Below are 26,341 nucleotides of genomic sequence, written 5' to 3'. Positions count from 1 at the left end.
GGGGGGGCGGGATTCATCGGCAGCCATCTGACGGACGCCCTCGTATCCGACCACGAAGTGACCGTTCTCGACGACTTCTCGAGCGGCAGCCGCGGGAACGTCCACCCGTCTGCGACCGTCGTCGAGGGTGACATCCGCGACGAGCGGCGGCTGGACCGTGCGGCCCGGGACGCCGACGTGATCTTCCACGAAGCCGCCAGCGTCAGCGTCGATCGTTCGATCGAGGACCCCGAGGGAAGCCACGGGATCAACGTCGAGGCGACGCTGGCGACGCTGGAAGCAGCCCGTCGTGAGGACGCACGTTGTGTCCTCGCCTCGAGCGCGGCGATCTACGGTCACCCCGAACGGATTCCGATCGACGAGTCCGCGCCGAAGTCGCCCGCCTCGCCCTACGGGATCGAGAAGTTGAGCGTCGACCACTACGCGCGAGTGTACGAGGACCTCTACGGCCTCCCGACGATCGCGCTGCGGTACTTCAACGCGTACGGTCCACGCCAGACCGCGAGCGACTACAGCGGCGTCATCAGCGTCTTTCTCGAACAGGCCCGCGCCGGCCGACCGATCACCGTCCACGGCGACGGCAGCCAGACGCGGGACTTCGTCCACGTCGACGACGTCGTGCGGGCGAACCTGCTCGCGATGGAGACCGATCGGGTTGGCGAGGCCTACAACGTCGGTACCGGACGGGCGATCTCGATCAAGGATCTCGCGAGGGCCATCCGCGAGGCGGCCGGCTCGGACTCCGAGATCGTCTACACCGAGCCACGAACGGGAGACATCGAGCGGAGCCGAGCCGACATCGAGAAGGCCCGCTCGATGCTGGGCTACGAACCCACGACCGCGCTCGAGGACGGACTGGCGACGCTCATCGACGGGTCCTCGACGGTGTCCCCGGTGTGAGTCGACGTGCGTGGTCGCTCGCGAGCCACATCCGCCACATCAGGACCGCAGCGGCGTCGGTCGGTCCCGCACGACGAATCGATCGATGAGTCCAGACGGATCTCGGCGACCCGCCCGGTATCGGGAGCGAGAACCGGTTCGTCACGTTCGACGTCCCGATCGGGGTATCTCACGACGCGCGGGAGGCACTCGACGGCTCGACCGGACCCACGTCAAGGCCGGCAAGCGCATCGAGCATCGACGAGCGTCCTCGAAGGTGAATCTGAGGCGGTGCTATCCCGGAGAAGGCGGAGCTCCGGCCCCTGGCGACGGGGGTACGACCGGGTCGAGACGGCGGGAACGGCTTGCGCTGGAACCGACGGAGCCGGCCGGTCCGTCGACCGCCGGAACCTCAGCCGTCGATCAGCGTTCGTCGAGGACCGACTCGTAGAGGTCGAGGTGTCGATCGGCGATCGAATCCCACGAGAGACGCTTCGCCTGCTTCTCGCTGTTCTCGGCCATCCGCGCGCGTTTCTCACGATCCTCGAGCAGGTCGACGATCGCGTCGGCGAGTGCCTCGGGGTCCTGCGGGGGTACGATCGCTCCGGCGCCGGACTCGCCGACCTGACTCGGAAAGTCACCCGCCGCCGAGGCGACGACCGGCTTGCCGAACGAGAAGGCGGTCGCGAGCGCGCCGCTGTGACCTTTGGTCCCGCCCTTCTGTTGACGGTAGGGGAGGGCGACGAGCGCGGCCCGGGAGAAGAACTCGCCCACCTGATCGTTCGGGATGAAGGAGTCGTGGACCTCGAAGTTGGCGGGATACCGTTCGATGATCCGCTTCGAGCCGGTACCGAGCCGGCCGTTTCCGGCGATCACGAGAGTAACGTCCGGTACCCGTTCGCGGACGATCGGGATCGCCTCGAGAAGCGTGTCTATCCCCTTGGCGGGGATGACATGGCCGAAGAAGAGCACGGTGTGGTCCTCTTCGGGGCGCTCGTCGTAATCGTAGTTCCGGAACATGTCGTTTACGCCGTGGGGGATGACCTCTACCGGCGTCGAGTCGCCGACCCGCTCTTGGAGGACCTTTCGCTGGTTCTCCGTGTGAACGATGAACCGCTCCGTCCGGAGATCGGGGATGAGCGCATCGATGGCCGACTCCAGTGCCTCGGGCGGTCGGGAGAGAGGAACCCGATCGATCGGCACTTCGTGGTGGGTTACCACGAACGGGTAGCGCTCGTCCAGACGATTGCGTTTCACGAAGAACTTCACCTGCGGGAACAGTCCGGTGGGGTCGCCGTGCGAGCTCGACGGCCTCGGGCTCGGTCTCGGAGTCGTAGGTCACGAACACCTCGTAGCCCCGCCGAGTCGCCTGGAGGACCGTTCGAACTAACTCGGCCTCGTTCTCCTCCGTCGCGACCAGCCCGATGGCCGGCCTCGTCTCGTCGATCCGACCGATCTGCTCTCCCATGCTATTTTGGGATACGTTATTCGTCGGCACGACTGCCCTCCTTTCCTCCCGTTTCCTCCTTCCGGACGGGTCGTCTCTCGGCCCGATCCCCTGATCCGCCTAGTTGCGGTGTATGCTCATGATCCATCGTTCCCTCCCCCCACGCTACACTATACGCGTCGGACGATGGCGACTGACGTGTCTCTCAGTATTAGTTAGATGGTAGATATTGGCGGTAAACCAATGATTATTTCAGAGTGACACTTTCGGCAACCGGTATGTCCGCGACAGTGGCCGGTCGGGTTCGGACCGGTTACGAGGTGTAGGGCGCGCAGACCCGTTCGATCCCCTCCCGGAAATCGATCCGCGGCTCCCAGCCGGTCGCCTCGTTGATCTTCGAGGGGTCAGCGCAGGTGTCGTGGACGTAGACCGAGTCGGGGATCGGGTTCTCGACGTACTCGGGCTCGACGTCCGCGTCGAGTTCGGCGTTCAGTAGCTCGACCACGGTGTCGAAGTCGTAGGGTTCGCCCGTGCCGAGGTTGTAGACGCCGGTCAGCTCGTGCTCCGCGGCGAGTTCGAGCCCGCGGACGACGTCGTCGACGTGGGTGAAGTCCCGCGTCTGGGTGCCGTCGCCGTAGATCTTCGGTGAGCGTCCGTTCGCGATGTCGTCGGCGAACTGCGCGATGATGTTCGCGTACTCGCCCTTGTGGCCCTCGGCGCCGCCGTAGCCCTGGTAGACCGAGAAGAAGCGCATCCCCGCCATCGACATTCCGTAGTGGTTCGCGAAGTACTCCGCGTAGCGCTCGCGCGCGAGCTTCGAGGCCTCGTAGCCCGTGTTGACCTCCACGTCCATGTCCTCCGGCGAGGGCTCGGTCCGGTTGCCGTAGATCGAGGAGGTCGAGGCGTAGACGACGGTGTCACAGCCGTCCTCGCGCGCCTGTTCGACGGTGTTGACGAACCCCTCGACGTTGACGCGTACGCCCGTCGTCGGATCGTCCTCGTGCATCGCATACGAGGAGAGCGCCGCGAGGTGGAACACGCAATCGACGTCGGTCGGCAGGTCCTCGTCGAGTACGCTTGCGTTCCGGAACTCGACGTCGTCATCGAGGTTCTCCGGCGTACCGAGGTAGCAGTCGTCCAGTGCGATCACGTCGTTCTCCCGTGCGAGGTGGTTCGCGAGGTTCGAGCCGATGAACCCCGCGCCGCCGGTCACGAGGATGCGCCGTCCGTTCATGCACTCGCCTTTCGTATCAACTGGTAAAAAGGTTCACGACATACCGGGAGCGTGAACGGCGAAACGAACCGTTAAATCCCGCTCTCGAAGTCCTCGAGCGCGTAGACGGTGTCCGCGCCGCGCCGGTCCAGCGTCTCGTTCGCGAGCAGCCAGTAGACCACCGACAGCGCCTTGCGGCCCTTGTTGTTCGTCGGAATCACGAGGTCGACGTTGCTCGTGGAGTTGTTCGAGTCGCACATCGCGATCACGGGGATTCCCACCGTGATCGCTTCGGTCACCGCCTGGGCGTCGCCGATCGGGTCGGTGACGACCACGACGTCCGGCTCGATGTAGCCGTCGTACTTCGGGTTCGTCAGCGTGCCGGGGATGAATCGGCCCGTCCGTGCGCGCGCGCCGATCACCTCGGCGAACTTCTCGGCAGGGAACCGACCGTACTGGCGCGAGGAGGTGACGAGCACCTGCTCGGGGTCGTAGTTCGAGAGGAAGTCCGCGGCCGTACGGATGCGCTGGTCGGTCATCGAGACGTCCAGCACGTAGAGACCGTCGGTCCGGACGCGGTGGATGAACCGCTCCATGTCCTTGGTCTTCTGCTGGGTCCCGATGTGTGCGCCCGCGCCGAGGTACTCCTCGACGGGGATGAGGAGATCGGCCTCGTCGTCGGGCATGACGTCCTCGTCGAACGCCGGCCCCGCGTCCTCCTCTTCGTCCTCGAGTTCGGGTTCGGTTTCGGCCTCGGCCTCGCTGTCGGCGTCGGCGGTCGGTGCGTCGGTCTCGGCTCTGACGTCCTCGTCGGGATCGACGTCTACGTCGGGCTCCGCGCCGGATCCGCCGGCGTCGGGCTCCTCGTCGATCTCCTCCTCGGCGGCGTCGAGCCCCTCCTGGTCTGGGTCGTTGCTCATAATGCGTCCTCCGCGATGCGGATGAGTTCGTTCAGCTTGGCGGTGCGCTCGCCGCTTGCCGCGCCCGTCTTGATGAACGGCGCGTCGGTCGCCACGGCGAGGTGTGCGATCGTCGTGTCCTCCGTCTCGCCCGATCGATGCGAGATCACCGGATCGAGCCCGTTTCGCGTCGCGAGCTCGACGGCGTCGAAGGCGTCGGTCAGCGTGCCGATCTGGTTGGGCTTGATCAGGATGCTGTTGGCGGAGCCCTCATCGATGCCCTGCGCGAGCCGTTCGGTGTTGGTGACGAACAGGTCGTCCCCACAGATCAGCGTCCGCTCGCCGACTCGATCGGTGAGCTCGGCGAACGCTTCGAAGTCGTTCTCGTCGAGGGGGTCCTCGACGTAGACCAGATCGTACTCACGGACGAGGTCGGCGACGTACTCGATCTGCTCGTCGGTCGAGCGGGTTCTGTCGCTGTAGACGTACTCCCCGTCCTCGAACATCTCGGCGGCCGCGACGTCGAGGCCGAATCCGATCTCGAAACCCACGCGCTCGCTCACGTTCTCCGTAGCCTCGGCCACGAGCTCGAAGGCCTCCTCGTCGTCGATCGAGGGGGCCCATGCGCCCTCGTCGCCCTTGCCAGCCGGAACGTCGCGATCCGCGAGGAGATCGTGTACCTCGGCGTGGACGGCGGCGTTCGCGAACACGGCGTCGGTGACGCTTGGTGCGCCGACGGGCGCCGAGAGGAACTCCTGGATGTCCGTCGCGTCGGCGGCGTGTTCGCCTCCGCCGATGACGTTTCCGAGGGGAACGGGGAAGTTCTCGCCCCGGAAGGCCCCGCCGAGATGCTGGTACAGCGGTGCGCCGAGCATGTCGGCGCCGGCTTTCGCGGCGGCCATGCTGATCGCGACCGCGCTGTTCGCGCCGATTCCCGAGAAGTCGTCGGTGCCGTCGGCGGCGTGCAGCGCCGCGTCGACGCTTCGCTGATCGCCGGCGTAGACCTCCCCGACGAGTCGAGGAACGGCGTGTTCGCGGGCGTTCGCGATCGCCTCCTCGGCGTCGAGTTCGATCGCCTCGTGCTCGCCCGTGCTCGCCCCGCTCGGGGCCGCGGCTCGGCCGAACCCGCCGCTCTCGGTCAGTACGTCGGCCTCGACCGTCGTGTTCGCCCGCGAGTCGAGGACCCGTCTGAGCCTGACGTCGGTTATGCGTGTCATGTCATCGGTTCCCCCGTCGAACCGTGAACGGCAGCGCGCCCGCGTCGTACTCCTCGGCGGCGATGAGGATCGGCTCGGTCTGATCCGTCTCGATCAGCACCGGTGCGCCGTAGGAGACCTGCAGCGCGCGCGCGCCGAGGATGCGGGCCTTCTCGTACCGGTTGAAGTGCTGTCCGGACATCACTGGTAGGGTGCCACCACGTCGACGAGGTCGGTGTGCGAGACGAGCATCCGGCGACAGCAGTGGCGTTCGACGCCGAGGTCGTCGAGCACCTCGGCGGGGTCCTCGCCGTCCTCGACGCGGCCCTTGTAGGCCTCCCAGTGTTCGCTCACCACGTTCCCGCACGTGAAGCACCGCACTGGTACCATCATGATCAGCGGTAGGACTTCTGGTACCGGGCGCGGGCGCCGGGCCCGCCCCACTTCTTCGGCTCGGACTGGCGGACGTCGTTCACCAGCAGCGAGCGGTCGAACTCCATGTAGGCGTCGCGCAGCTCGGCGTCGTTGTTGAACTCGACGAGCCCGCGGGCGATCGCCGTCCGGACCGCGTCGGCCTGACCGTTGTAGCCGCCGCCGGCGACGTCGACATCGATGTCGACGTCGTCGCGCACGCCCTCGATGATGCGGAACGGTTCGAGCATCTTGAGGCGGGCGATCTCCGGTTCGACCAGCTCGACTGGCTGGGAGTTGATACGTACGCGGCCCTCACCGTCGCTTACGGTCGCGCGGGCGACGGCCGTCTTCTTCTTTCCACTCGTGTTGGTTACCATGTGACGTTCGCTCCCAGGTTCTCGCTTACCTCGCCCAGATGGACGAACTTGATGTTCGATAGCCGATCCAGCGACGTGTCGTCGAGGACCTCCGCGTCGTCGTAGGGGTTGCCCACGTAGACGCGGACGTTCTCGAACGCCTCGCGTCCGCTCGTCGTCTTGTAGGGGATCATCCCGCGGATCGCCCGCTTGAGGATCCCGTCGGGACGCTTCGGGTAGTACGGACCGCTCTCGGCGCCGAGCTCGGCGCGTTTCCGGTAGACGCTCATGACGTCCTCCTCGCTGCCGGTGATCACGGCGGACTCGGCGTTCACCACGGCGACCCGCTCGCCCGAGAGGGCGGCGTCGGCCACCTGGCTTGCGACCCGTCCCATGATGCAATCGCGCGCGTCGACGACCAGATCCGCCTGGAACTCGGCGACGCTCATGCGATCACCCGCACGTTCTGTCCGTCGGGGTTCTGTTCGATGGCGTCCTCCAGTCGGATGACCGTGCCATCGGCCTGTTCGATCTTCGTCGCAGCCGTGTTCGAGAAGTCGACGGCCGCGACGGTGACGTTCTTCTGCAGCACACCGCTCCCGAGAACCTTCCCCGGAACGACGACGGTCTCCTCCTCGTCGGCGTATCGTTCGATCCGACCGAGGTTGACCTCCGCGTGCGTACGTCGGGGTTTCTCGAGGCGGTCTGCGATGTCGTGCCACACGTCGGCGCCCGAGTCGCGGGCGACCGACTTGCATTCGGCGATGAGACTGGTGAGCCTCGGATTCGTCTTGCTCATTACAGTTCCTCCTGATGATGCGGAAAAGTCGAGTGCAGGGAGCAGGATTTGAACCTGCGGACTCCTACGAGACAGCGCCCTGAACGCTGCGCCGTTGGCCAGACTTGGCTATCCCTGCGCGCATGTTTCGCTACTTTCTGCCCCTTCAAACCAGTTTCGATCGCGTCGGTCGCGTCGGTCGCGTTCACCCACCGCTGGCCTGAGCGGTCGCTCTCCGCGGGAGCGAGCGCCGTGAGGTGGGTGTGGGGGGACATGACTGTGCTACTCTACAGCGAGACGGCCTCTTCGAGCTCCGTCGCGCGATCGCCCAGCGAGGCGGCGGCTCGGTCGACCAGCTCGTCGGTCGACATCGAGCCGTCGGTCTCGACGTGGAAGACGAACGCGTCGGGGACGTCCTCGACCTCGAGCTCCTTGCCGGGGTATCGGTTCGTGAGGTCGTGGCCGAACTCGCTCGTCGGAACGAGCTCGCCGTCCTCGGTCTCGATCACGCCGCGCAGGATGTTCGGTTCCTCCTCCTCGAACTCGTCGCGGTCGCCGACGACCCGTACGCGCTGGAGGTGTCGGTAGCCGACCGAGACGCCGCCCTGGTGTTTGGCGTGTTCCTTGCCGCTGTCGAGCACGGCATCGGCCTCGAGTTCGAGGCGTTGGTTCTCCTTCAGCTCGATGATCGGGACGTTCTGGTCGGCCGGGCTGACCACCTCGTCGGAACTGACGAGGTCGCCCGAGTAGGCGGTGTCGGGACCCTCGACGTCGAGCGCGAGCGTCACCGAGTCGCCGGTCTCGAACTCGTCGGGCGGCGTCGTCAGCGGGACGAGCCCCAGTCGGAGCGCGAGTTGCTCGTTGAACATCACCGACGAGTTCTCGATGAACCGGACGGTGTCGATCGCGAGCGTCGGCACGTCCGCGATCATCGCCCTGCGGACCCCGTTGGCGAACGCGGGCGTCACGTTCCGGACGAGAAAGCGCAGCGAGCGCTCGTCGTCGTCCCGCTCGATGATCGTTACGTCGAACTCGGGCTCCATCGTTAGAACCCGCTGCTCTTGGGTGCGCGAGCGCCGTCGTGCGGGATCGGCGTGACGTCCTCGATGCGGCCGATCTCGAGGCCCGCGCGCGCGAGCGCCCGGATCGTCGCCTGTGCGCCGGGACCGGGGTTCTGCTGGCGGTTACCGCCCGGGCCGCGCACACGAACGTGGACGCCTTCGATGCCCGCGTCGAGCACTTCCTGTGCGACCGTCTCGGCCATCTGCATCGCCGCGTACGGCGACGCCTCGTCGCGGTTCTGTTTCACGACCGTGCCGCCCGACGATTTGGCGATCGTCTCGGCGCCGGTCTGATCGGTCACGGTGATGATCGTGTTGTTGAACGACGCGTGGACGTGTGCGACGCCCCACTTGCTGTCTTCCGATTCGCTCATGTTATTGTTCCTCCGCGCGCTCGGGGTGGAGTTCGTCGGCCAACGGGCTGTTCTCGTCGAAGGCGACGATCCCCTCCTCGTCGGCCGCGACCTTGTACGAGGGGACGGTCACTCGGCGATCGCCGACGGTGACGTGACCGTGGCTGATGAACTGCCGGGCCTGCTTGGGCGTGTTGCCCAGCCCCTTCCGGTAGGCGACCGTCTGGAGGCGACGCTCGAGCAGGTCGGTCACCTCGAGCGACAGCACGTCGTCGAGCCCCTCCTGATCGGCGAGGATGCCGATGCGCTTGAGGCGGGCGAGGAACTCCTCGCCGGCCTCGGCGGCCTCCGTCTCGGTGTCGCCCCGAGCCTGACCGAGCAGGTCCCGGGCCTCGCGGCGGAACGAGCGCAGTTCCGACTGCGCGCGCCAGAGCTCCTCCTTGTTCTTCAGCCCGTAGCGGCCCATCAGCGAGTGTTCGCTCGAGATGCGCTCGCCCTGATAGGGGTGGTTCGGCGTCTCGTAGAGTTTGGTGTTGCTTCCGAGTGCCATCTATTCGTCCTCCGCTTCGGCTTCTTCCTGGATCGCCTCGACGTTCACGCCGATGGTCCCCTCCGAGCGACCCGTCGAACGGGTGCGCTGGCCGCGGACCTTCTGGCCGCGCTTGTGGCGCACGCCGCGGTAGGCGTTGATCATCTGGAGGCGGTTGATGTCCTGGCGGCGACTCATCTCGAGGTCGTTGCCCGTCTCGTGGGTGGTCTCGCCGTTGTAGTAGCCGTTCTGGTGGTTGGTGAGCCACTCGGGGTTGTTCTCCGCGAACCCCTCGACCTGCTCGATGATCGCGTCGATCTCCTCGTCATCGAGGCGACCGAACGTCGCCGTGCGGTCGATTTCGGCTTTCTGGGCGATGATTCGGGCCGTTCGTCGGCCGATGCCGTTCATCTCGCTGAGTGATCGTTCGACGGTCTTCGTCCCATCGAGGTCGGTCTGTCCGATGCGAACGAAGTACCGGAGCTCCTCGTCGTCCTCCGGTCCGTCCTGTGGTTCTTCTGCACTCATGTGTGGTATCGTTGCTGTCTGTGATCGGCGTCGCACACGTCCGCGAGCGCTCGCGGTGTGATCAGCGTCGTGGCGGGGATTCGAACCCCGGAGGCTGTACGCCACAGAGTTAGCAACCCTGCGCCTTGGGCCAGGCTTGGCTACCACGACACGTCGGTCTCTATCGTCGCCCTTCCGGACTCGGGACGCCGCGCCCCTGCAGTGTAGGCGGGCGAAACTACCCCGCTCGACTACTTAAGCCCACCGGATCCCGCGGGCCGTCCTACCGACGGTTCTCGGGTTCCGCTACCGGTGGTACGGGAACGACACTCGAGGACGCCCGAGACCCCGTCGTCGCCGACGCGGCGCGGGAAGCTAAACGCCCGGGGTCCCAACGCGACCGCATGACGCTCGAGATCGGGATCGTCGGCGCGGGGGTGGCCGGGGTCGGCGCGGCGTACGAGCTACGGGAGGCCGACGCCGAGGTGACGCTCCTCGAGAAGAGCCGCGGCGTCGGCGGTCGCGCCGCGACCCGCCGGAGGAACGACTGCGTCTACGATCACGGGGCGAACTACGTCACGCCCGACGAGGCACTCGAAACGTTCATGCGCGAGATCGGGAGCGGGGAGCCGGTCGAGATCGAGGAGCCGGTCTGGACGTTCGACTCGACGGGAACGATCGAGCCGGGGGAGGACCGCGATCGACCCGCGCTCACCTACGAGGACGGGATCACGCGCTTCACGAAGGACGTCCTCTCGCGGGCCGACGCGACCCTCGAGACGGAGACCAGGGTCGAGTCGATCGGTCGCCGTGCCGGCGGCTGGCGAATCGGGAGCGAGGGCCGGGAGTACGCCTTCGACGCGCTCGTGATGACGCCGCCGGCCCCGCAGACCGCCGCGCTCCTCGCCGACGCCGGCTGGGACGATCCCCTCCGTGGGGAGCTGGTCGACGCCGTCGAGGCGGTCCCCTACCGGACGATCCTCACCGCCGTCCTGCACTACCCCTTCGAGATCGACCGGCCCTACTACGCGCTCGTCAACGTCGACAAGGACCACGAGATCGGCTGGCTCTCTCGTGAGGAGTGCAAGCCCGGGCACGTTCCCGCCGGCGAGAGCCTCCTGATCGCCCAGATGGCCCCCGCCTGGTCGCTCGAGCGCTACGGGGAGCCCGAGGAGACGATGGCGGGGACGGCCGCGGAGCTGGTCGCCGACCTGCTCGACGAGCCCCGCCTCGAGACTCCGGACTGGACGGACCGTCAGGGCTGGCGCCACGCCCTGCCCGACGCGGGGATCGACGACGGCGTGCTCGCCCGGGCGGAGGAACGCTCGCTGTATCTCGCGGGCGACTGGGTCGCTGGCGAAGGTCGGGTCGCCGCCGCCTTCGAGAACGGCCGCGAGGTCGGGCGACGGCTGTGCGATTAGCTTCTCAACCGGGCCGCCAGCCCGTCGAGGTGGTCGATGCCGACGACGGCGACGACGGGTCCCGCCTCGCGCGCGTTCGCGATCGACGTCGCCATGCAGTCCTCGCGGACCGCGTCCCGCCGAGCGAGTTCCGGCGACGGGAACGCCCGTAGCACCGAGCGTGCCCGCGAGACCTGCGTTCGCTCGTGGTCGGCCTGCTCCGCGAGGGAGCCAGCGGGCGTACAGTCGTACGTCCGTGGCGAACCGACCTCGACGCGGATCCCCGTCCGTCGGGCGAGCGAGCCCGCGAGCCGGCAGGAGAGGGCGTGTCGGACCGCCCGCGTCGTTGCGGAGAGCAGCCGCGAGAGCTCCCCTCTCCGGGGGCGATCATGGGCGACGTGGCGGACGAGCGCCCGGAGAAATCGCCGGCTCGGGCCGTCGATGCCGACGACGCGCGCGTCGCTCGCGGCGATCGCCGCGCTCATCTCGCCGCCGAAGGCCGGCGTCTCGCGGGGGTCGGCGGCGTACTCCTCGAAGAGTCCGATCGCGAGCGGCGGGAGTTCGAGCGCGAGCGTCGCGTGATCGGTGGTCTCGATCACGGATCGGACGCGGGCGACGCTCGCGGGGTGGTCGTGGACGACGCCGACGAGCGTCACGCCGGGAAGCGTTCGGACGTACTGGCGGTTCGGAAGGGACGCGGGCGGCGCGTGAGTGATCGACACGGGTTCTCGTCCGACTCCAGTCCGAGCCGGTACGAGTAGTTCAGCGAACCCTCGGGTGAGCGGGGCGGGTTACCCGACGGTTCGTTCAGCGATACCGAGGACTCCTGTGGGCTTGGCGCCGGTCGTGATGACCGGAGAGGCACGTTCAGGCGTTGACGTACTCGTCGTTCATCTCCCAGCCGCCGTCGCCGTCGCGGACCATGTACTCACCGTAGAAGGGGACGCGGTTCTCGACCGTCTCGCGGTAGGTCTCGCGGATCTCCTCCTTGGTCATCTCGCCCATCGAGCGGAGGTCGTCGTTGCGGTTGAGACAGCCCTTCAGATACCCCTCGTGGGTCACCCGTACCCGGTGGCAGTTCGCGCAGAACTCGGGGTTCTCGACGGGGTCGACGATCTCGACCATCCCCTCGCCCTCGCCGTCGTCGCTCTCGATCCAGTAGCGCGCGCGGTGGTGCATCTCGCGGCGCTCAACCCGGACGGCCTGCTCCTCGAGCCAGCCGTGGACCCGCTCGATGTCGATGTTCCACTCGGGCTTGCCGGTCAGTTCGGGCATGTACTGGATGAGCTGGAGCTGGAGCCCGTCGTTCTCGGCAACGTGGTCGACCATCTCGGGGACGTAGCCCGCGGTGTGCTCGAAGACGACCATGTTGAGCTTCACCGGATCGAGACCGGCGTCGAGCGCCGCGTGGACTCCTTCGATCACCTTGTCGTAGGCGCCGCTCTTCGTGATCTCGGCGAACGCCTCGGGATCGAGGGCGTCCTGCGAGACGTTGACGCGATCGAGGCCGGCCTCGACGAGCCCCTCGGCGCGTCCGGGGAGGAACGTGCCGTTAGTGGTCAGCGAAACCTCCATGTGGTCGGGCGTCCGCCGGATGATCTCCTCGAGGTCGTCCCGGAGCATCGGCTCGCCGCCCGTGAACTTCACCTTCCCGACGCCGAACTCGGCGGCGACCTCGAGGAAGCGAACCACCTCGTCGGCGCTCATCTCGTCGTCCTGGGGGTCCATCGGGCCTCTGGTGTCGCCCAGCCCCTCGTTGTGGCAGTAGACGCAGTCGAAGTTACATCGGTCGGTCAACGAGACGCGGACCCCGGTGACCTCTCGTCCGTGGTCATCGGCAAGCGAGTTCATACCACTTCATTCGGTTCGATCGTCTTAAACTGGCGGTCGAATCGCGCCGGAACGTAATGACTCGTGGTTACATCGGACGACCGACCGGGTCCGAGAGTCGCGAGCGAGCGCCGGATCGACGCGGCGGCGGCCCGCCGTGGTCGGTGGTCGAACGAGCCGCCCGGTTCGGTCGGTGCAGAACCCTTATCGGCCGGCGCCGACCTACCCACGGGCATGGACGAAGAAACCGTTCTCGACCGGCTGCGATCGGTCGAGGACCCGGATCTGGGCGACGACGTCGTCTCGCTCGGCCTCGTCAACGACGTCTCGATCACCGACGAGCGCGTCTCGATCTCGCTCGCGCTCGGCGCGCCCTACTCGCCGAACGAGACCGCGATCGCCTCGGCGGTACGCGAGGCGCTCTCGGACCTGGATCGCGAACTCGACCTCTCGGCGGAGGTCGCCTCCGACGTCTCGCCCGACGAGCAGGTGCTGCCCGGCGTCGAGAACGTCATCGCCGTCGCGTCGGGCAAGGGCGGGGTCGGAAAGTCGACCGTCGCGGTCAACCTCGCGGCGGGGCTGTCGCAGCTCGGCGCGCGCGTCGGGCTGTTCGACGCCGACATCTACGGGCCGAACGTCCCGCGGATGGTCGACGCCGACCAGCGCCCGCAGGCCACCGAGGAGGAACGGATCATCCCTCCCGAGAAGTACGGGATGAAGCTGATGAGCATGGACTTTTTAGTAGGAAAAGACGACCCCATCATCTGGCGAGGCCCGATGGTCCACAAGGTGCTCACGCAGCTCTGGGAGGACGTCGAGTGGGGCCAGCTCGACTACATGGTGGTCGATCTCCCGCCGGGCACGGGCGACGCACAGCTCACGCTGCTCCAGAGCGTCCCCGTCACCGGAGCGGTGATCGTCACCACGCCCCAGGAGGTCGCCATCGACGACGCCCGCAAGGGACTGCGGATGTTCGGACGCCACGACACCGTCGTGCTCGGCATCGCGGAGAACATGAGCGGCTTCACCTGTCCGGACTGCGGTTCGACACACGACGTCTTCGGGAAGGGCGGCGGCGAGGCGTTCGCCGACGAGAACGAACTACCCTACCTCGGCGGGATCCCGCTCGACCCCTCGGTCCGGACGGGCGGCGACGAGGGCAGGCCGATCGTCCTCGACGAGGAGAGTCCCACCGGCGAGGCGTTCCGAACCGTCACCGCCAACGTCGCGAACAACGTCGGGGTCACGAAGCGCCAGAAACAGAGCCAGCGCCGAGGATGAACGACCGGTTCGATCCCGACCCCGAACGGGTCCGGCTGCTCAGGGAGACCGCCGACGAGATTCGAGGAGCGGGCGACGAGAGCGAGCAGCTCGCGGCGATCCTCTATCGGGTGAGCGACCTCTACGACGAGGAGGAGGAGACCTCTCCCCAGGAGATCACCATCGCCGTCCGCAACATCCTGAACGTGAAGGAACGCGGCGGACTGGAGCGATGAGACGGGCAAGACGTTTTGCGCGCGGGTTCTAGACGCCGGCATGGACGCGAACCAGCGCTCCCGCCGGAACCCGTTCGGGATGGACGAGCAGTGTACGAACTGCCCCGAACTCTGCGAGACGCGCGAGGAGATCGTACACGGCTACGGCGACGTGGCCGCGGAGTTCCTCTTCGTCGGCGAGCACCCGACGGAGGGCGCCGACGAGACCGGAATCCCCTTCTCCGGCGACGAGCGCGGGGAGGCGCTCCAGGACGTGCTCCGTGCGCTGGGCTTCGCCACGCAGGAGCCCGGCGAGGAGCCCGAGATCGAGAACGCCTACCTCACGCTGCTGACGCGGTGTCGCCACCCCGAGCGGCCGCCGATCGACCGGGAGATCGAGAACTGCGAGGCGTACCTGAGCTCGGAGGTCCGGATGATCAACCCCGAGATCATCGTCCCCGTCGGAGAGCGCGCGCTCCGTGAGGTCGCCGCCGAGTACACCACCTCCTCCCCGGAGGAGTTCGATGTCGATACCCACCACGGCGAGGAGATCCGCGGTCGGGGCTTCGAGATCGTGCCGATGGTCGACCCCGCCGAGGCGAGCGAGGAGGAGCGCGAGACGTTCCTCGAGTCGTTCTCGGAGCTGCTGGGTCGGGACTACCGACAGACGAAGGGCCGTCGCGGCCGCTAACGCCGTCGGAGGTCGAACGCGGTGCTTTTCATCGACGGCTTCGAACGGGGGGGCATGACAGCCGAGGCGCGTCGCGTCGACGACGACTGGGCGGCGATCGTCTACGACCTCGACGGCACGCTCGTCGATCTCGCCGTGGACTGGAACGAGGTCACGGCCGCCGCCGTCGCGGCGTTCGCCGATCGAGGAATCGACGCCGACGGCGGCCTCTGGGACCTGCTCGAGCGGGCGAACCGGGTCGACCTCCGCGGGCGGATCGAGGAGGTGATCTGCGAGCACGAGCGGGAGGGGGCACGCGACTCCTCGCGGCTGGCGCTCGCCGACGGGCTCGCGGGTGAGTCGCGGCCGGTCGGCGTCTGTTCTCTCAACTGCGAGGAGGCCTGCCGGATCGCCCTCGAGAAACACGGGCTCGACCCGTACGTCGACGCCGTTGTCGGGCGGCGCTCGGTGGGAAGGCACAAACCGCACCCCGAACCGCTGTTGACCACCGTCGAACGGCTCGGCGCGACCCCCGAGACCACGATGTTCGTCGGCGACACCGACCGCGACGCGATCACCGCCGAGCGCGCGGGGACGGGCTTCGTCTACGTTCGCGACCTGATCGACTAGACGCGCCGACGCGCGTAGAGGTACGTCGAGAGCGCGACCAGCACCCAGACGACCGCGCCGACGCGGATCGCGAACTCGACCCGGGCGTTCCACGTCGGCAGTGTCGTGCCCGTCGAGAGCACGGCGACGAGGGGCGCGCCGACGACGATCGTGACGACGAAGGTAACCTGCATGATCCAGCCGTAGTCGATCCCCTCGGGATCGTGGCGCTCGACGGGGTTCGGCACGGGCGCGAGTGGGCGTGCACGGGTCGTAAGCCTGTCGTCCCTCCCCGCCGGGACCGACACCGTTTATCCCGCAGGCCGGCAATCACCGCCATGACCACGGTCGCCGACGTCCGCACCGCCGAGGAGCCGATCACGATGCTCACCGCCTACGACGCGCCCACCGCCGAACTCGTCGAGCGGGCGGGCATCGACGTGATCCTCGTCGGCGACAGTATGGGCAACGCCGTCCTCGGCCACGACTCGACGCTTCCGGTCACGCTCGAGGAGGTACAGAGCCGCACGGCCGCCGTCTCGCGCGCAACCGACGAGACGCTGGTCGTCGCGGACATGCCGTTTCTCTCCTTCGGTGTGAGCGATGCCGAGGGCATCGAGAACGCCGGACGTTTGGTGAAGGAGGCGGGCGCCGACGCCGTCAAGCTCGAGAGCGGACCCCACACCGTCGAGCTGACCGGGCGGCTCGTCGACCTCGGCATCCCCGTGATGGCACACCTCGGACTCACCCCCCAGCACGTCAACCAGCTGGGCGGCTACGGCCAGCAGGCCACCACCGAGGAGGCCGCCCGGGAGCTGCTCGAGCTTGCACATGCCCACGAGGAGGCCGGCGCGTTCTCGCTCGTGCTCGAACACATCCCCGCGAACCTCGCAGCCGGCGTGAGCGAGGCGCTCTCGATTCCCACGATCGGGATCGGCGCGGGCCCCGACTGTGACGGCCAGGTGCTCGTGATCACGGACGTGATCGGACTGGGCGAGTGGTCGCCCCCGTTCTCGAAGCAGTTCGCGGACGTCCGCTCTGAGATCGAACGCGCCGTCCGCGAGTACCGGAAGGCCGTCGAGAGCGGCGAGTTCCCCGCCGAGGAACACGCCGAGGTCGTCGAGGGACTCGACGACGTCTACTGAGCGGCGCCGAGCCCGTCGAGAAACGCCGAGACGGCCTCGTTGAACGCCCCGGGCCGTTCGAGCATCGCCAGATGCGCGGCGTCCTCGACGGTCGCAAGCCCGCAGTCGGGGAGCTCCTCGTGCAGGTACTCGTGGTAGCGAGGGGGCGTGAGTCGATCGTGTTCGCCGACGACCGCCAGAGCGGGGACGCTCACCCCGTCGAGCTCGTCGCGGACGTCGAACGCGTGGCAGGTCCGGAAGTCGCGCTCGACCACCGCGCGCCCGCAGTCGTACACCGCCTCCCGGGAGAGTTCGACGAGCCGGTCGTCGGCGTCGTAGAACAGGTGGCCGGGTTCGTGGAGGAACTCGACCGCGCGGTCGAAGTCCTCGGCGAGCCACGCGAGCAGGTCGTCGAGCACCGCGAGCCTCGCACCCGTGCCGGCGAGCACCAGTCCGTCGGGCTCGAACTCCCGGTAGAGCGCGATGTGGAGCGCGACGGCGCCGCCGAGCGAACTGCCCACGAGGACTCGCGCGCCGGTCTCCTCGGCGACCGCGATCACGTCGTCGGCGTACGCAGAGAGCGCACCGAAGCCCGCCTCGGCGTCGACGTCCTCGCTCACGCCGTGGCCGCTGAGGTCCACCGCGACGACGGGTCGTTCGTCGGCGAGCCGAGCCTGCGACTTCCAGACCGCGTGGCTCCCGCCGCTGCCGTGTACGCAGAGCAGCGGTTCGCCGTCGCCGCCGCGGTCGTGGCGCTCGTAGGCCGTCTCCCGACCCTGGTGTGAGACCGTTCGCATCGATACCGATTGGCGCGCACATGGTATAAACCTCTGTACCGGAACTGCAACACTACCGCTACTCCCGAACCGTTACCCTGGGCCCTCCTAACTAGAGAAAGACTTAAATACTAAAACGACTAACCTGGAGTTAGTGAAACCATGAACCCACAACACATCGCGGACGGACGCGACGTCTTCGCCCGTCGGTACGAGTACGACGACGAGACGGTGATCGCCGTCGATCTCGGTATCACGGGAGGCGAGGCGAGCGTCGACGTCGCCGACGGAACGGCGATCGTCGTCATCGAGACTCCGGAAGGCGAACGTCAGGAGGAGTTCGACCTCCCTACTGAGGAAGCACGAGCGTTTATCAGAAACGGCGTCCTCACCATCGAGGTGAGTCCATGAGCACGAAACTCACCGTCAAACCACTGAAGCAGAAGGACGCAGGCCGCGGGTTGGCCGCGGTCGATCGCGTCTCCATGGAGGAGCTAGAGCTCGAGAACGGTGATTACATCCTCATCGAGGGAAAGGACGGCGACCGCGCGGTCGCGCGAGTCTGGCCGGGCTACCCGGAGGACGACGGCCGCGGCGTGATCCGTATCGACGGTCGGCTGCGACAGGAGTCGAACGTCGGGATCGACGACCGCGTGAGCGTCGAGAAGGCCGAGGTCAAGCCCGCGACGAAGATCACGATCGCCACGCCCCAGAACCTCCGAATCCAGGGCAACATCGGTCCTCTGGTTCGCGATCGCCTCAGCGGACAGGCGATCACGCAGGGCCAGACCGTTCGCGTCGGCTTCGGGATCGGCCCGATGTCCGGCGGCGGCCGGGAGATTCCCCTGAAGATCGCCGACACCTCGCCCTCCGGCACGGTGGTCGTCACGGACGGGACGGAGATCTCCATCAGCGAGAAGCCCGCCGAACAGATCCGTGGGGAGACGGGCGACGCCCAGGGAACGCCGAGCGTCACCTACGAGGACATCGGCGGCCTGGACCGCGAGCTCGAGCAAGTTCGGGAGATGATCGAGCTGCCGATGCGCCACCCCGAGCTGTTCCAGCAGCTCGGCATCGAGCCGCCCAAAGGAGTTCTGCTCCACGGTCCGCCCGGAACGGGTAAGACGCTGATGGCCAAGGCCGTCGCCAGCGAGGTCGACGCGAGCTTCCATACGATCAGCGGACCGGAGATCATGTCGAAGTACTACGGCGAGAGCGAGGAGCAGCTCCGCGAGATCTTCGACGAGGCCGAGGAGAACGCGCCCGCGATCGTCTTCATCGACGAGATCGACTCGATCGCGCCCAAACGCGGCGAGACCAGCGGCGACGTCGAGCGTCGGGTGGTCGCCCAGCTGCTCAGCCTGATGGACGGCCTCGAGGAGCGCGGCCAGGTGATCGTCATCGGGGCGACCAACCGCGTCGATGCGATCGACCCCGCGCTCCGACGGGGCGGCCGGTTCGATCGGGAGATCGAGATCGGCGTCCCCGACAAGGAGGGACGTCGCGAGATCCTGCAGGTCCACACCCGCGGAATGCCGCTGGCCGAGGGGATCGACCTCGAACAGTACGCCGAGAGCACTCACGGCTTCGTCGGCGCCGACATCGCGACGCTCACGCGCGAGGCCGCGATGAACGCGCTGCGGCGGATCCGCCCCGAACTCGACCTCGAGGCCGAGGAGATCGACGCCGACGTGCTTGAGGCACTCCAGGTCACGGAGGACGACTTCAAGCAGGCACGAAAGGGGATCGAACCCTCCGCACTGCGCGAGGTGTTCGTCGAGGTGCCCGACGTCTCCTGGGACCGGGTCGGCGGCTTAGCCGATACCAAGGAGCGCCTGCGTGAGACGATCCAGTGGCCGCTCGACTACCCCGAGGTGTTCGAGGCGATGGACCTCGAGGCGGCGAAGGGCGTGTTGCTCTACGGCCCGCCGGGCACGGGTAAGACCCTGCTCGCGAAGGCCGTCGCCAACGAGGCCGAGTCGAACTTCATCTCGATCAAGGGCCCCGAACTGCTCAACAAGTTCGTTGGCGAGTCGGAGAAGGGAGTCCGCGAGGTGTTCAGCAAGGCTCGCGAGAACGCCCCGACGGTGATCTTCTTCGACGAGATCGACTCGATCGCCGGCGAGCGCGGCCAGCGCTCGGGCGACTCGGGCGTCGGTGAGCGCATGGTCTCCCAGCTGTTGACCGAGCTCGACGGGCTCGAGGAGCTCGAGGACGTCGTCGTGATCGCGACGACCAACCGGCCGGACCTGATCGACTCCGCGCTCCTGCGTCCGGGTCGCCTCGACCGGCACGTCCACGTGCCGGTCCCCGACGAGGACGCCCGCCGGGCGATCTTCGAGGTCCACACCCAGAACAAGCCGATCGCGGACGACGTGGACCTCGACTGGCTCGCAGCCGAAACGGAAGGCTACGTCGGCGCCGACATCGAGGCGGTCTGTCGCGAGGCCTCGATGTCCGCGACCCGCGAGTTCATCCACAGCGTCGGTCCCGAGGACGCGATCGACAGCGTCGGAAACGTTCGGGTCAGCCGCGAACACTTCGAACAGGCGCTCGACGAGGTGAAGCCGAGCGTCACCCCCGAGGTCAGAGAGCAGTACGACGAGATCGAGGAGCGCTTCGATCAGGCCGAGCCCGACGCCCGCGACCAGGAAGTCAGCCGGACCTTCCAGTAGAGCCACGGGCGGTCGCGCTACGGCTCCTCGATCGTTGACGCATCGGCCTTTCACGGACACCCCGGCCTCTCATCTCTTCTCGCGATCGACGACGCGTAGCTCTAGCTCCGTCATCGGGAACAGGGTGATCCCGACCGCGAGATCGAGCGAGTCGTCGCCGACCAACTGCAGTTCGTACTCCCGGGCGATCGTCGCCAGGATGAGCTGGGCTTCGATCATCGCGAACCCCGCACCAATACACCGGCGCGGGCCGCCGCCGAACGGGAAGTAGGCGAACTCCGGAAGCCGTTCCTCGAACCCCTCGCTCCACCGCTCGGGTCTGAAGGCGTACGGATCGTCGTAGAAGCGTTCATCGTGGTGAATCACCCACTGGGAGGCGATGACGAGCGCCCCTTCGGGAAGCGAGTAGCCGCCGAGGTCGATCTCGGAGGTCGTCTCGCGCGGAATGGCGGGAACCGGCGGGTAGAGGCGCATCGCCTCCTTGACGACCCGTTCGGTGTACTCGAGATCCGGCAGGTCGGCCATCGTCGGCACTCGGCCGTCGAGGACGTCGTCGAGCTCCGCTCGCAGCCGCTCGCCGACCGCGGGATGGCGAGCGAGCAGGTACCAGACGTAGGTGAGCGCGAGTGCCGTGGTCTCGTGACCGGCGAAGAGCAGCGTCATCATCTCGTCGCGGAGCTGTTTCTCGTCCATTCCCACCCCCAGCAGCATCGAGAGCAGGTCGTCGCGGTCCCTTTCGTCCTTCTGACGGCGTTCGATTAGCTCGTAGACGATCGAGTCGAACTCATCGATCGCCTCGTGATACCGCTGCCACATGGGGATCGGCACCGACTTGGGAACGACGTTGGCGATCGGCTGCATCGCCGGCCGGCCGGGCACTTGTAGCCGGCGGGCCATCTCGCGAATCCCCCGCTTTTCGTAGTCGATCTCGCCGCCAAACATCGACTCAACGAGGATCCGCAGGGTGAGGTCCTTCATCTCGCCCTCGATGTCGTACATCGCGCCGTGGTCCCACCGCTCGATCGTTCGCTCCGCGTGGGCGGTCATCGACTCCGCGTAGGTCGCGATCCGATCGCGATAGAAGGCGGGCTGGGTCGCGCCGCGCTGGCGCCGCCAAAGCTCACCCTCGCTTAGGACGAGCCCCTGTCCGAGCAGTTCACCCAACTGCGCTTTGGTGTGCGACGGCTTCGCGAACCGCTCGCGGTCGGAGACGAGCATCCGCTCGACGAGCGTCGGCTCGCTCACTAGGTAGTGCTCGCCGATTCCGAGGAGGTCGAGCGAGGCGACGTCCCCGTGGGTTGCGGCGTCCTCGTAGAACTTCTCCTGTCCGCGAACGAACTGCAGGGTGTTTCCGAGAAGGGGCAGACCGTTGGGTCCGGGCGGACGGCTCGCTACCATGTCGGCGGTTGGGCGGCTCGAAAGATAAACCTCAGTCCAGCCGTTCGGCGGCGTCGCGTTGGAGGAGCGCTCCGGCGTTCGCCTCCGGGAGCGTCACGACGTCCTCGCTCGCAAGGTCGTACTCGCGGTCGTCGACGCCGACGATCTCCCCGACGTCGCGGGTGATCCGGAGGGTGACCCGCTCGACCTCGTCCTGGACGGTCTCCTCGCTCGCCTCGGCCGACGGCGGACTCTCGGCGTCGACCTCTGGGTCCGGCTCGGCGTTCGGCTCCGAATCTGCGTCGTGGGCCCGTCGTTCGGGCTCCGCCGGAGGTTCCTCCGACGTGGGTTCGCTCGGACCCTCTCCCATGAGGTCGGCGGCGCTGATCCGCGACTCGTCCGTCCCCGCCTTCGACCCGTCGTTCGTCCCCGGTTCGGCCGGCGCCATCGCGGGTGACGATGGCTCGGCGGACTCCGTAGTCTCCTGGTGCCCGTCGATCTGATCGGGCTCGGCGTCCGTCTCCGTCGACTTCGGTACCTGCTCGCCGGCGAGCACGTCGAGGACGTGCGCGCGGTTCTCCTTGATCCGCGAGACGAGGTCAGTAAAGAGGTTACGTTCCTCGCGGGTGAGCCCGTCCTCGTCGGCGGGCATGTCGGCGGCGGCGAAGCTCGCGAGCTTCACGAGCTTCCCCACCCGCCGCTCGTAGATCGACTCGACGACCTGCTCGGTGGCGTCGATCTCGCCGGTCAGCTGCTGGACTTCGGGGTCGCCGAAGGGATCGTCGGCCTCCTCCGCGGCCTGCTTGCGCCGTTCCTTCAGATCGGCGATGTGATCCGCGACGTCCGCGTAGAACGACTCCTCGAGACCCTGAAGGCTGTCCTTGCTCCGTTCCGTGTCCCGGACCGCCTGGAGTTCGTCGAGATCCACCTACCGACGCACCTCCTCGACGAACTCTCGATGCATACCCTGTTCCGACATCGTCGATCCTCTTAACTGTTTCACTCCCGACCCTTCTCCGCCCAGCCGCGCGCCATCAGGAACACACCGACGTACTCGGGGACGGCGTGCGTCCCCGCCTCGAGCGTCCGCGAGAGCTCTCCGAGTTCGACGCGGCGCTCCTCGGGGAGGTCGACCGTGATCTCGTGGTTCCGAAACGTCGCGGGGATCGCGTCCTCGAGGGGGTCGAACGCCTCGAGGTCCGCGCGGTCGAGGCGCATCACCGCGAGACCGCTGCCGCCGTGGAGGCTACCCGGCAGTCGGATCAGTCGGTTCGTGTCCGTGGTAACCGGTTCGTCGATCGGGGCGTTGTCCCGGGCGACGCTCTCGGCGACGAGCGTGCGAGCGAGACCGAAAAAGGCCGAGTGGACGTCGACGTTGCCCGCCTCGATCCCCTCGCGGTTCTCCTCGATCGCCCGGAGGGCGGCGCGGGCCTTCCCCTCGCCGATCCCCTCGAACTCCCGGAGACGAGAGAGCGCCGCCTCCTCCTCCATGTTCTCGAGCTCCTCGACCAGATCGAGGACGTGGCGGTGGGCGCGGCGTGACCAGCCCCCGCGCGTGTCGAGGGTGCGCTTCTCGGCGGGCGTGCGCCGGCCGAGTCCGGCGACGGTCTCGCGGCGGATCAGCGCCTCGAAGTCGAGGCCGATCCCGCGGACGTAGTCGACGATCTCGCGCCGCCCCTCGCTCTCGAGCTTCTGGACGCCGAGATCGCGAACGTGGACGTGATAGCCCCGCCCCCCCGAGAAGACGATCGTCAGGTCGGAGAAACCGAAGTCGTCGTCGAGAAAGGAGAGCAGCCGGAACAGCGCGTCCTTACAGGCTTCGAGCATCTCCCGATAGGTGTCCTCGCCGGGCACCACGCCGGGGAGGTGGTCGGCGTCGAGGTCGAAGATCAAGTCCGAGCCGCGCCAGCCCTTCTCCTTCATCGAGTTCGCGCTCGGATCGTCGTACCGGCCGGCGGAGAAGTAAACGTGTCGGGGGCGCTCGCGCTCGAGGAAGTCGTCGATCTCGCCGAGATCCAGCAGGGAGCGATGTCTGACCATCGTCGTCCCCGGGCTCGCGGTCCAGGGGATGTAGCCCCACTCGCGCTCGTCGGCGGCCGGCGGCAGGGAGACGTCGCTCCGGCGGTAGTGATCGCGAAACCGCCCCCGCAGGTACGCGCGCGTTCGATCCTCCATTCGTCACCCCCCTTCGCGCACCGTCGATATAGGGGTGGCGATGCGGACGCTCAGCGGTGGAGGAACTCCGAGAGGCGTTCGCCGATCCCCTCCCGGTCGCCGCGTTTGAGATAGAAGGAATCGCCGGCGTCCTCGTAGTAGCTGTCGATGCGTCGATCGATATCGAAGCCGAGGTGTTCGTAGAACGCCAGGGCGTCCTCGTTGGTCGTACGGGCGTGACACGTCACGGTGTCGTGTTCGTCCGCGACGGCCTCGACGAGGCGCTCGCCGAACCCCTGACCGCGGTACTCGGAGCCGACGGCGAGAAAGAGGATGTAACCGTCGCGTCTGACGGCCGCGAAGCCGGCGAGGTCGTCCTCGACGAGCAGGACGTGGACGGTCGATCTCCGATAGGCGTCGGTGAAGAAGCCGCGGCGCTGCTTGAGGACGTCCTCGCGGATTCGAATGTCCTCCTTCAGCCGCCACGCCTCCTCGAGGTAGGCGTCGTCGCCGGGTCCGACGACCTGTAGATCGACGTTGACACTCACTGCCACTAGTAGGGGGCACGTCGTAATAATACCACCGCCCGTTCGTCGTTCGATGTACTCAGAGTTTCGACCCGTACACCGACGCCACCGTGTCCGCGACGGCCGCCCAGTGGTTCGTGCGGACGTCGCTGCTCCGTTCGATCTGCACGCCGTTCGATCCACCCACCGTCTAACCCCATATAAGCTCATCAAGCGGGAGCCCGATAGCTAAGGTGTGCGGCGAGCGAACCGCCGATCGACGGCCACGGAATCGGGGACGATCGAACCGACACGCCTATTCCCGTACCCGATGGACTGCGGGACGAGCGATGGGCGCCGATTTCGAGCTCCGCGATCACACGGCGGACGTGGCCGTCGAGGCCCGCGGCCCGACCCTCGAGGCCGTCTTCTCGGCCGCCGCCGACGGACTGGCGGCCGCCCAGTGTGACGCGATCCCCGACTCCGGCGAACGGTTCTCGATCGACGTCGACGCCGAGAGCCGCGAGGCGCTGTTGTTCGACTACCTCGACGAACTGATCTACGAGCGCGACGTCCGGAGCGTCCTCCCGGTCGAGAACCGCGTCGAGGCCATCGAGGGGGGTTCGGACGGGGCGGGGTGGACGCTCTCGGGGAGCGTTCGCGGGGTCCCCCTCGACCGGGTCGAGGCCCGCGAGGTGAAGGCGGTCACCTACTCCGAGATGCGCATCGAGGAGCGCGAGGACGAGTGGTACGCCTACGTCGTCCTCGACGTCTAATCCAGGATCCGCGAGATGACCGGCGTCGCAGTGATCCCGTGGACGACGATCGAGACGAGGACGACCGCTCCCGCGAGCGCCCAGATCAGGTCGGCGTCGGCGAACGCCGCCTCGTTCAGGCCGTAGGCGAGGTAGTAGAACGTGCCGATCCCGCGGATGCCGAAGAAGGAGATCACGCCCCGCTCGGTCCACGAGCGATCGAACCCGAGCAGGCCGATGATCCCGGCGAGCGGCCGGACGATGAAGACGATTCCGATCACGGCGCCGATCGCCTCAACGGTGAGCGGTTCGAGCAGCCCGCCGACGATCGCCCCGCCGAACAGCACCATGATCACGGCCATCACCGTCTGTTCCGCGAGTTCGGCCATCTGGTGGAGCGCCTCGTTGTAGTCGTGGGTGCGCTCGTAGTGGCGGATCGCCGTCGCGGCGACGAAGACCGCGATGAAGCCGTAGCCGCCCGCGAGCTCGGTCAATCCGTAGATGGCGAGCGTTCCCGCGATCGCCTCGATCCCCTGGACCGACTGTGCGATCGGCGTGTCGGGGATCGCGGCGAAGATCACCTTCGCGAGGAGCCAGCCGACGACGGCGCCGATGGCGACGCCCGCCACGATCCGATAGACGACGTCGATCAGCAGCCACTCCCCCAGCCAGTTCTCGGGTGCCAACCCGACCAGCGCCAGCGCGATCGCGAGGTAGGTGAAGGGAAACGCGAGCCCGTCGTTCAGTCCCGCCTCGGAGGAGAGCGCGAATCGGACCTCGTCCTCGCCGCCCTCCATCTCCTCGTGGGGCTCCGACTCGTTGCCGGCGCCGGGCTCCTCGACCTGGACCTCGCTCGCGAGCACGGGGTCGGTCGGCGCGATCACTGCGCCCAGCAGCACCGCAGCCGGGACGAGGAGTCCGACGAGCCCCCAGCCCAGCAGCGCGGCCCCCGCGATCGAGAGCGGCATGGTGATCGCGAGCAATCGCCACGTCGACGCCCAGGCACGAAGCCCGGGGAATCGATCCAACTTCAGCCCGACGGACATCAGTGCGATGATCACCCCGAGTTCGGCCAGCCGCTCGGTCGTCTCGCCCTGTTCGAGCGGATCCGGCGCGGGAAAGGTGAACGGCATCGAGAAGAGCAGGAACCCGAAACCGACGAAGAAGATCGGCATCGAGATCGGTTTGTCCCCGACCAGACGTGGGAGAATGGCGACACCTAGAAGAACGAGACCGATGGCGACCAGACCGACGTCGTAGAGTTCGAGAGCCACGGCGTCGATTGTTCTCCCTGGATCAAAAGGGCTCGACCGGCGTGTGCAAGACCAACCGACTTGACGTCCGAACCCGGAGCGGTC

32 protein-coding genes and 2 tRNA genes are annotated in these 26,341 nt (G+C 67.4%); 10 read left to right on the top strand and 24 right to left on the bottom strand.

Annotated features, from left to right (window positions below; genetic code table 11):
- The first annotated feature begins 57 nt into the window (after window positions 1-57).
- Window positions 58-900 (top strand): NAD-dependent epimerase/dehydratase family protein, encoded by an 843-nt coding sequence (locus V0Z78_RS07520; protein ID WP_336344016.1) that lies wholly within the window; start codon window positions 58-60, stop codon window positions 898-900.
- Window positions 901-1,302: 402 nt separating this feature from the next.
- Here V0Z78_RS07520 and V0Z78_RS07515 read toward each other — a convergent pair whose 3' ends face one another.
- The 15 genes from V0Z78_RS07515 to V0Z78_RS07445 form a co-directional block, all read right to left on the bottom strand.
- A complete protein-coding gene (locus tag V0Z78_RS07515; protein ID WP_336344015.1) occupies window positions 1,303-2,136 on the bottom strand; it encodes a glycosyltransferase in 834 nt (277 codons plus the stop codon).
- A 503-nt stretch (window positions 2,137-2,639) separates the two neighbouring features.
- A complete protein-coding gene (locus tag V0Z78_RS07510) occupies window positions 2,640-3,560 on the bottom strand; it encodes an NAD-dependent epimerase/dehydratase family protein (RefSeq protein ID WP_336344014.1) in 921 nt (306 codons plus the stop codon).
- Window positions 3,561-3,631: 71 nt separating this feature from the next.
- Window positions 3,632-4,459 (bottom strand): 30S ribosomal protein S2, encoded by an 828-nt coding sequence (gene rpsB / locus V0Z78_RS07505; RefSeq protein WP_336344013.1) that lies wholly within the window; start codon window positions 4,457-4,459, stop codon window positions 3,632-3,634.
- Window positions 4,456-5,655, bottom strand: a complete 1,200-nt coding sequence (eno, locus tag V0Z78_RS07500; RefSeq protein WP_336344012.1) for a phosphopyruvate hydratase — start codon at window positions 5,653-5,655, stop codon at window positions 4,456-4,458. The genes rpsB and eno overlap by 4 nt, the downstream gene beginning before the upstream one ends.
- 1 nt (window position 5,656) lies before the next feature.
- A complete protein-coding gene (locus V0Z78_RS07495; protein ID WP_409338679.1) occupies window positions 5,657-5,836 on the bottom strand; it encodes a DNA-directed RNA polymerase subunit K in 180 nt (59 codons plus the stop codon).
- On the bottom strand, window positions 5,836-6,027 hold the full coding sequence (locus V0Z78_RS07490; protein WP_336344010.1) for a DNA-directed RNA polymerase subunit N: 192 nt from the start codon (window positions 6,025-6,027) through the stop codon (window positions 5,836-5,838). The genes V0Z78_RS07495 and V0Z78_RS07490 overlap by 1 nt, the downstream gene beginning before the upstream one ends.
- A gap of 2 nt (window positions 6,028-6,029) precedes the next feature.
- Complete coding sequence (locus tag V0Z78_RS07485) at window positions 6,030-6,425, bottom strand: 30S ribosomal protein S9 (RefSeq protein ID WP_336344009.1); 396 nt, start codon at window positions 6,423-6,425, stop codon at window positions 6,030-6,032.
- Window positions 6,419-6,853: a 50S ribosomal protein L13 gene (locus V0Z78_RS07480; RefSeq protein WP_336344008.1), complete on the bottom strand. Its 435-nt coding sequence runs from the start codon at window positions 6,851-6,853 to the stop codon at window positions 6,419-6,421. The genes V0Z78_RS07485 and V0Z78_RS07480 overlap by 7 nt, the downstream gene beginning before the upstream one ends.
- The gene (locus V0Z78_RS07475; RefSeq protein WP_336344007.1) at window positions 6,850-7,203 is read right to left on the bottom strand and encodes a 50S ribosomal protein L18e; all 354 of its coding nucleotides are present in this window, start codon (window positions 7,201-7,203) and stop codon (window positions 6,850-6,852) included. The genes V0Z78_RS07480 and V0Z78_RS07475 overlap by 4 nt, the downstream gene beginning before the upstream one ends.
- A gap of 33 nt (window positions 7,204-7,236) precedes the next feature.
- Window positions 7,237-7,321 (bottom strand) — tRNA-Leu (locus V0Z78_RS07470).
- Between the two features lie 148 nt (window positions 7,322-7,469).
- A complete protein-coding gene (locus V0Z78_RS07465; protein WP_336344006.1) occupies window positions 7,470-8,225 on the bottom strand; it encodes a DNA-directed RNA polymerase subunit D in 756 nt (251 codons plus the stop codon).
- 2 nt (window positions 8,226-8,227) lie between these two features.
- Window positions 8,228-8,617, bottom strand: a complete 390-nt coding sequence (locus V0Z78_RS07460) for a 30S ribosomal protein S11 (protein WP_336344005.1) — start codon at window positions 8,615-8,617, stop codon at window positions 8,228-8,230.
- A 1-nt stretch (window position 8,618) separates the two neighbouring features.
- Window positions 8,619-9,146 carry a 30S ribosomal protein S4 gene (locus V0Z78_RS07455; protein WP_336344004.1) on the bottom strand — a complete coding sequence of 176 codons (528 nt, stop codon included), beginning with the start codon at window positions 9,144-9,146 and terminating at the stop codon, window positions 8,619-8,621.
- Window positions 9,147-9,653 (bottom strand): 30S ribosomal protein S13, encoded by a 507-nt coding sequence (locus V0Z78_RS07450; protein WP_336344003.1) that lies wholly within the window; start codon window positions 9,651-9,653, stop codon window positions 9,147-9,149.
- A gap of 65 nt (window positions 9,654-9,718) precedes the next feature.
- Window positions 9,719-9,803 (bottom strand) — tRNA-Ser (locus V0Z78_RS07445).
- A gap of 233 nt (window positions 9,804-10,036) precedes the next feature.
- Here V0Z78_RS07445 and V0Z78_RS07440 point away from each other — a divergent pair.
- On the top strand, window positions 10,037-11,053 hold the full coding sequence (locus tag V0Z78_RS07440; RefSeq protein ID WP_336344002.1) for an NAD(P)/FAD-dependent oxidoreductase: 1,017 nt from the start codon (window positions 10,037-10,039) through the stop codon (window positions 11,051-11,053).
- On the opposite strand, the gene V0Z78_RS07435 is transcribed toward V0Z78_RS07440, so the two are convergent.
- Together V0Z78_RS07435 and moaA are read right to left on the bottom strand one after the other, a co-directional pair.
- A complete protein-coding gene (locus tag V0Z78_RS07435; protein ID WP_336344001.1) occupies window positions 11,050-11,754 on the bottom strand; it encodes a TraB/GumN family protein in 705 nt (234 codons plus the stop codon). The genes V0Z78_RS07440 and V0Z78_RS07435 overlap by 4 nt on opposite strands.
- A gap of 145 nt (window positions 11,755-11,899) precedes the next feature.
- The gene (gene moaA, locus V0Z78_RS07430) at window positions 11,900-12,883 is read right to left on the bottom strand and encodes a GTP 3',8-cyclase MoaA (RefSeq protein ID WP_336344000.1); all 984 of its coding nucleotides are present in this window, start codon (window positions 12,881-12,883) and stop codon (window positions 11,900-11,902) included.
- A gap of 213 nt (window positions 12,884-13,096) precedes the next feature.
- Here moaA and V0Z78_RS07425 point away from each other — a divergent pair, with 213 nt between their 5' ends.
- Genes V0Z78_RS07425 through V0Z78_RS07410 form a run of 4 tightly spaced genes read left to right on the top strand, consistent with a single transcriptional unit; the run spans window position 13,097 to window position 15,637 of the window.
- Window positions 13,097-14,143 carry an Mrp/NBP35 family ATP-binding protein gene (locus V0Z78_RS07425; protein WP_336343999.1) on the top strand — a complete coding sequence of 349 codons (1,047 nt, stop codon included), beginning with the start codon at window positions 13,097-13,099 and terminating at the stop codon, window positions 14,141-14,143.
- A complete protein-coding gene (locus tag V0Z78_RS07420) occupies window positions 14,140-14,358 on the top strand; it encodes a hypothetical protein (RefSeq protein WP_336343998.1) in 219 nt (72 codons plus the stop codon). The genes V0Z78_RS07425 and V0Z78_RS07420 overlap by 4 nt, the downstream gene beginning before the upstream one ends.
- Window positions 14,359-14,398: 40 nt before the next feature.
- A complete protein-coding gene (locus V0Z78_RS07415; protein WP_336343997.1) occupies window positions 14,399-15,028 on the top strand; it encodes a uracil-DNA glycosylase in 630 nt (209 codons plus the stop codon).
- 54 nt (window positions 15,029-15,082) lie between these two features.
- On the top strand, window positions 15,083-15,637 hold the full coding sequence (locus V0Z78_RS07410; protein ID WP_336343996.1) for an HAD family hydrolase: 555 nt from the start codon (window positions 15,083-15,085) through the stop codon (window positions 15,635-15,637).
- Here the strand turns inward: V0Z78_RS07410 and V0Z78_RS07405 are convergent.
- Window positions 15,634-15,864: a DUF5822 domain-containing protein gene (locus V0Z78_RS07405; protein ID WP_336343995.1), complete on the bottom strand. Its 231-nt coding sequence runs from the start codon at window positions 15,862-15,864 to the stop codon at window positions 15,634-15,636. The genes V0Z78_RS07410 and V0Z78_RS07405 overlap by 4 nt on opposite strands.
- Before the next feature lie 90 nt (window positions 15,865-15,954).
- On the opposite strand from V0Z78_RS07405, the gene panB reads away from it, so the two are divergent.
- On the top strand, window positions 15,955-16,761 hold the full coding sequence (gene panB / locus V0Z78_RS07400; RefSeq protein ID WP_336343994.1) for a 3-methyl-2-oxobutanoate hydroxymethyltransferase: 807 nt from the start codon (window positions 15,955-15,957) through the stop codon (window positions 16,759-16,761).
- Here the strand turns inward: panB and V0Z78_RS07395 are convergent.
- Window positions 16,755-17,537 carry an alpha/beta fold hydrolase gene (locus V0Z78_RS07395; protein WP_336343993.1) on the bottom strand — a complete coding sequence of 261 codons (783 nt, stop codon included), beginning with the start codon at window positions 17,535-17,537 and terminating at the stop codon, window positions 16,755-16,757. The genes panB and V0Z78_RS07395 overlap by 7 nt on opposite strands.
- A gap of 141 nt (window positions 17,538-17,678) precedes the next feature.
- On the opposite strand from V0Z78_RS07395, the gene V0Z78_RS07390 reads away from it, so the two are divergent.
- Window positions 17,679-17,927: an Hsp20/alpha crystallin family protein gene (locus tag V0Z78_RS07390; protein ID WP_336343992.1), complete on the top strand. Its 249-nt coding sequence runs from the start codon at window positions 17,679-17,681 to the stop codon at window positions 17,925-17,927.
- Window positions 17,924-20,191 (top strand): CDC48 family AAA ATPase, encoded by a 2,268-nt coding sequence (locus V0Z78_RS07385; RefSeq protein WP_336343991.1) that lies wholly within the window; start codon window positions 17,924-17,926, stop codon window positions 20,189-20,191. Before V0Z78_RS07390 ends, V0Z78_RS07385 begins: the two co-directional genes overlap by 4 nt.
- A gap of 69 nt (window positions 20,192-20,260) precedes the next feature.
- On the opposite strand, the gene V0Z78_RS07380 is transcribed toward V0Z78_RS07385, so the two are convergent.
- The 4 genes from V0Z78_RS07380 to V0Z78_RS07365 form a co-directional block, all read right to left on the bottom strand.
- A complete protein-coding gene (locus V0Z78_RS07380) occupies window positions 20,261-21,589 on the bottom strand; it encodes a cytochrome P450 (RefSeq protein WP_336343990.1) in 1,329 nt (442 codons plus the stop codon).
- A gap of 31 nt (window positions 21,590-21,620) precedes the next feature.
- Window positions 21,621-22,496: a DNA replication complex subunit Gins51 gene (locus V0Z78_RS07375; protein WP_336343989.1), complete on the bottom strand. Its 876-nt coding sequence runs from the start codon at window positions 22,494-22,496 to the stop codon at window positions 21,621-21,623.
- Between the two features lie 71 nt (window positions 22,497-22,567).
- The gene (gene priS, locus V0Z78_RS07370) at window positions 22,568-23,743 is read right to left on the bottom strand and encodes a DNA primase small subunit PriS (protein ID WP_336343988.1); all 1,176 of its coding nucleotides are present in this window, start codon (window positions 23,741-23,743) and stop codon (window positions 22,568-22,570) included.
- Window positions 23,744-23,793: 50 nt separating this feature from the next.
- The gene (locus V0Z78_RS07365) at window positions 23,794-24,270 is read right to left on the bottom strand and encodes a GNAT family N-acetyltransferase (protein WP_336343987.1); all 477 of its coding nucleotides are present in this window, start codon (window positions 24,268-24,270) and stop codon (window positions 23,794-23,796) included.
- 308 nt (window positions 24,271-24,578) lie between these two features.
- Here V0Z78_RS07365 and V0Z78_RS07360 point away from each other — a divergent pair, with 308 nt between their 5' ends.
- Window positions 24,579-25,004, top strand: coding sequence for an archease (locus tag V0Z78_RS07360; protein ID WP_336343986.1), 426 nt, complete (start codon window positions 24,579-24,581; stop codon window positions 25,002-25,004).
- Here the strand turns inward: V0Z78_RS07360 and V0Z78_RS07355 are convergent.
- Window positions 25,001-26,257, bottom strand: a complete 1,257-nt coding sequence (locus tag V0Z78_RS07355; RefSeq protein WP_336343985.1) for a cation:proton antiporter — start codon at window positions 26,255-26,257, stop codon at window positions 25,001-25,003. The two genes, V0Z78_RS07360 and V0Z78_RS07355, sit on opposite strands and share 4 nt — an antisense overlap.
- Window positions 26,258-26,341: the final 84 nt, after the last annotated feature.

The sequence above is a fragment of the Halalkalicoccus sp. CG83 genome, from assembly GCF_037081715.1.
GTDB classification, from domain to species: domain Archaea; phylum Halobacteriota; class Halobacteria; order Halobacteriales; family Halalkalicoccaceae; genus Halalkalicoccus; species Halalkalicoccus ordinarius.
Note: the sequence above shows the minus strand (reverse complement) of the source record. Positions and strands in the feature narration are given on the sequence as shown.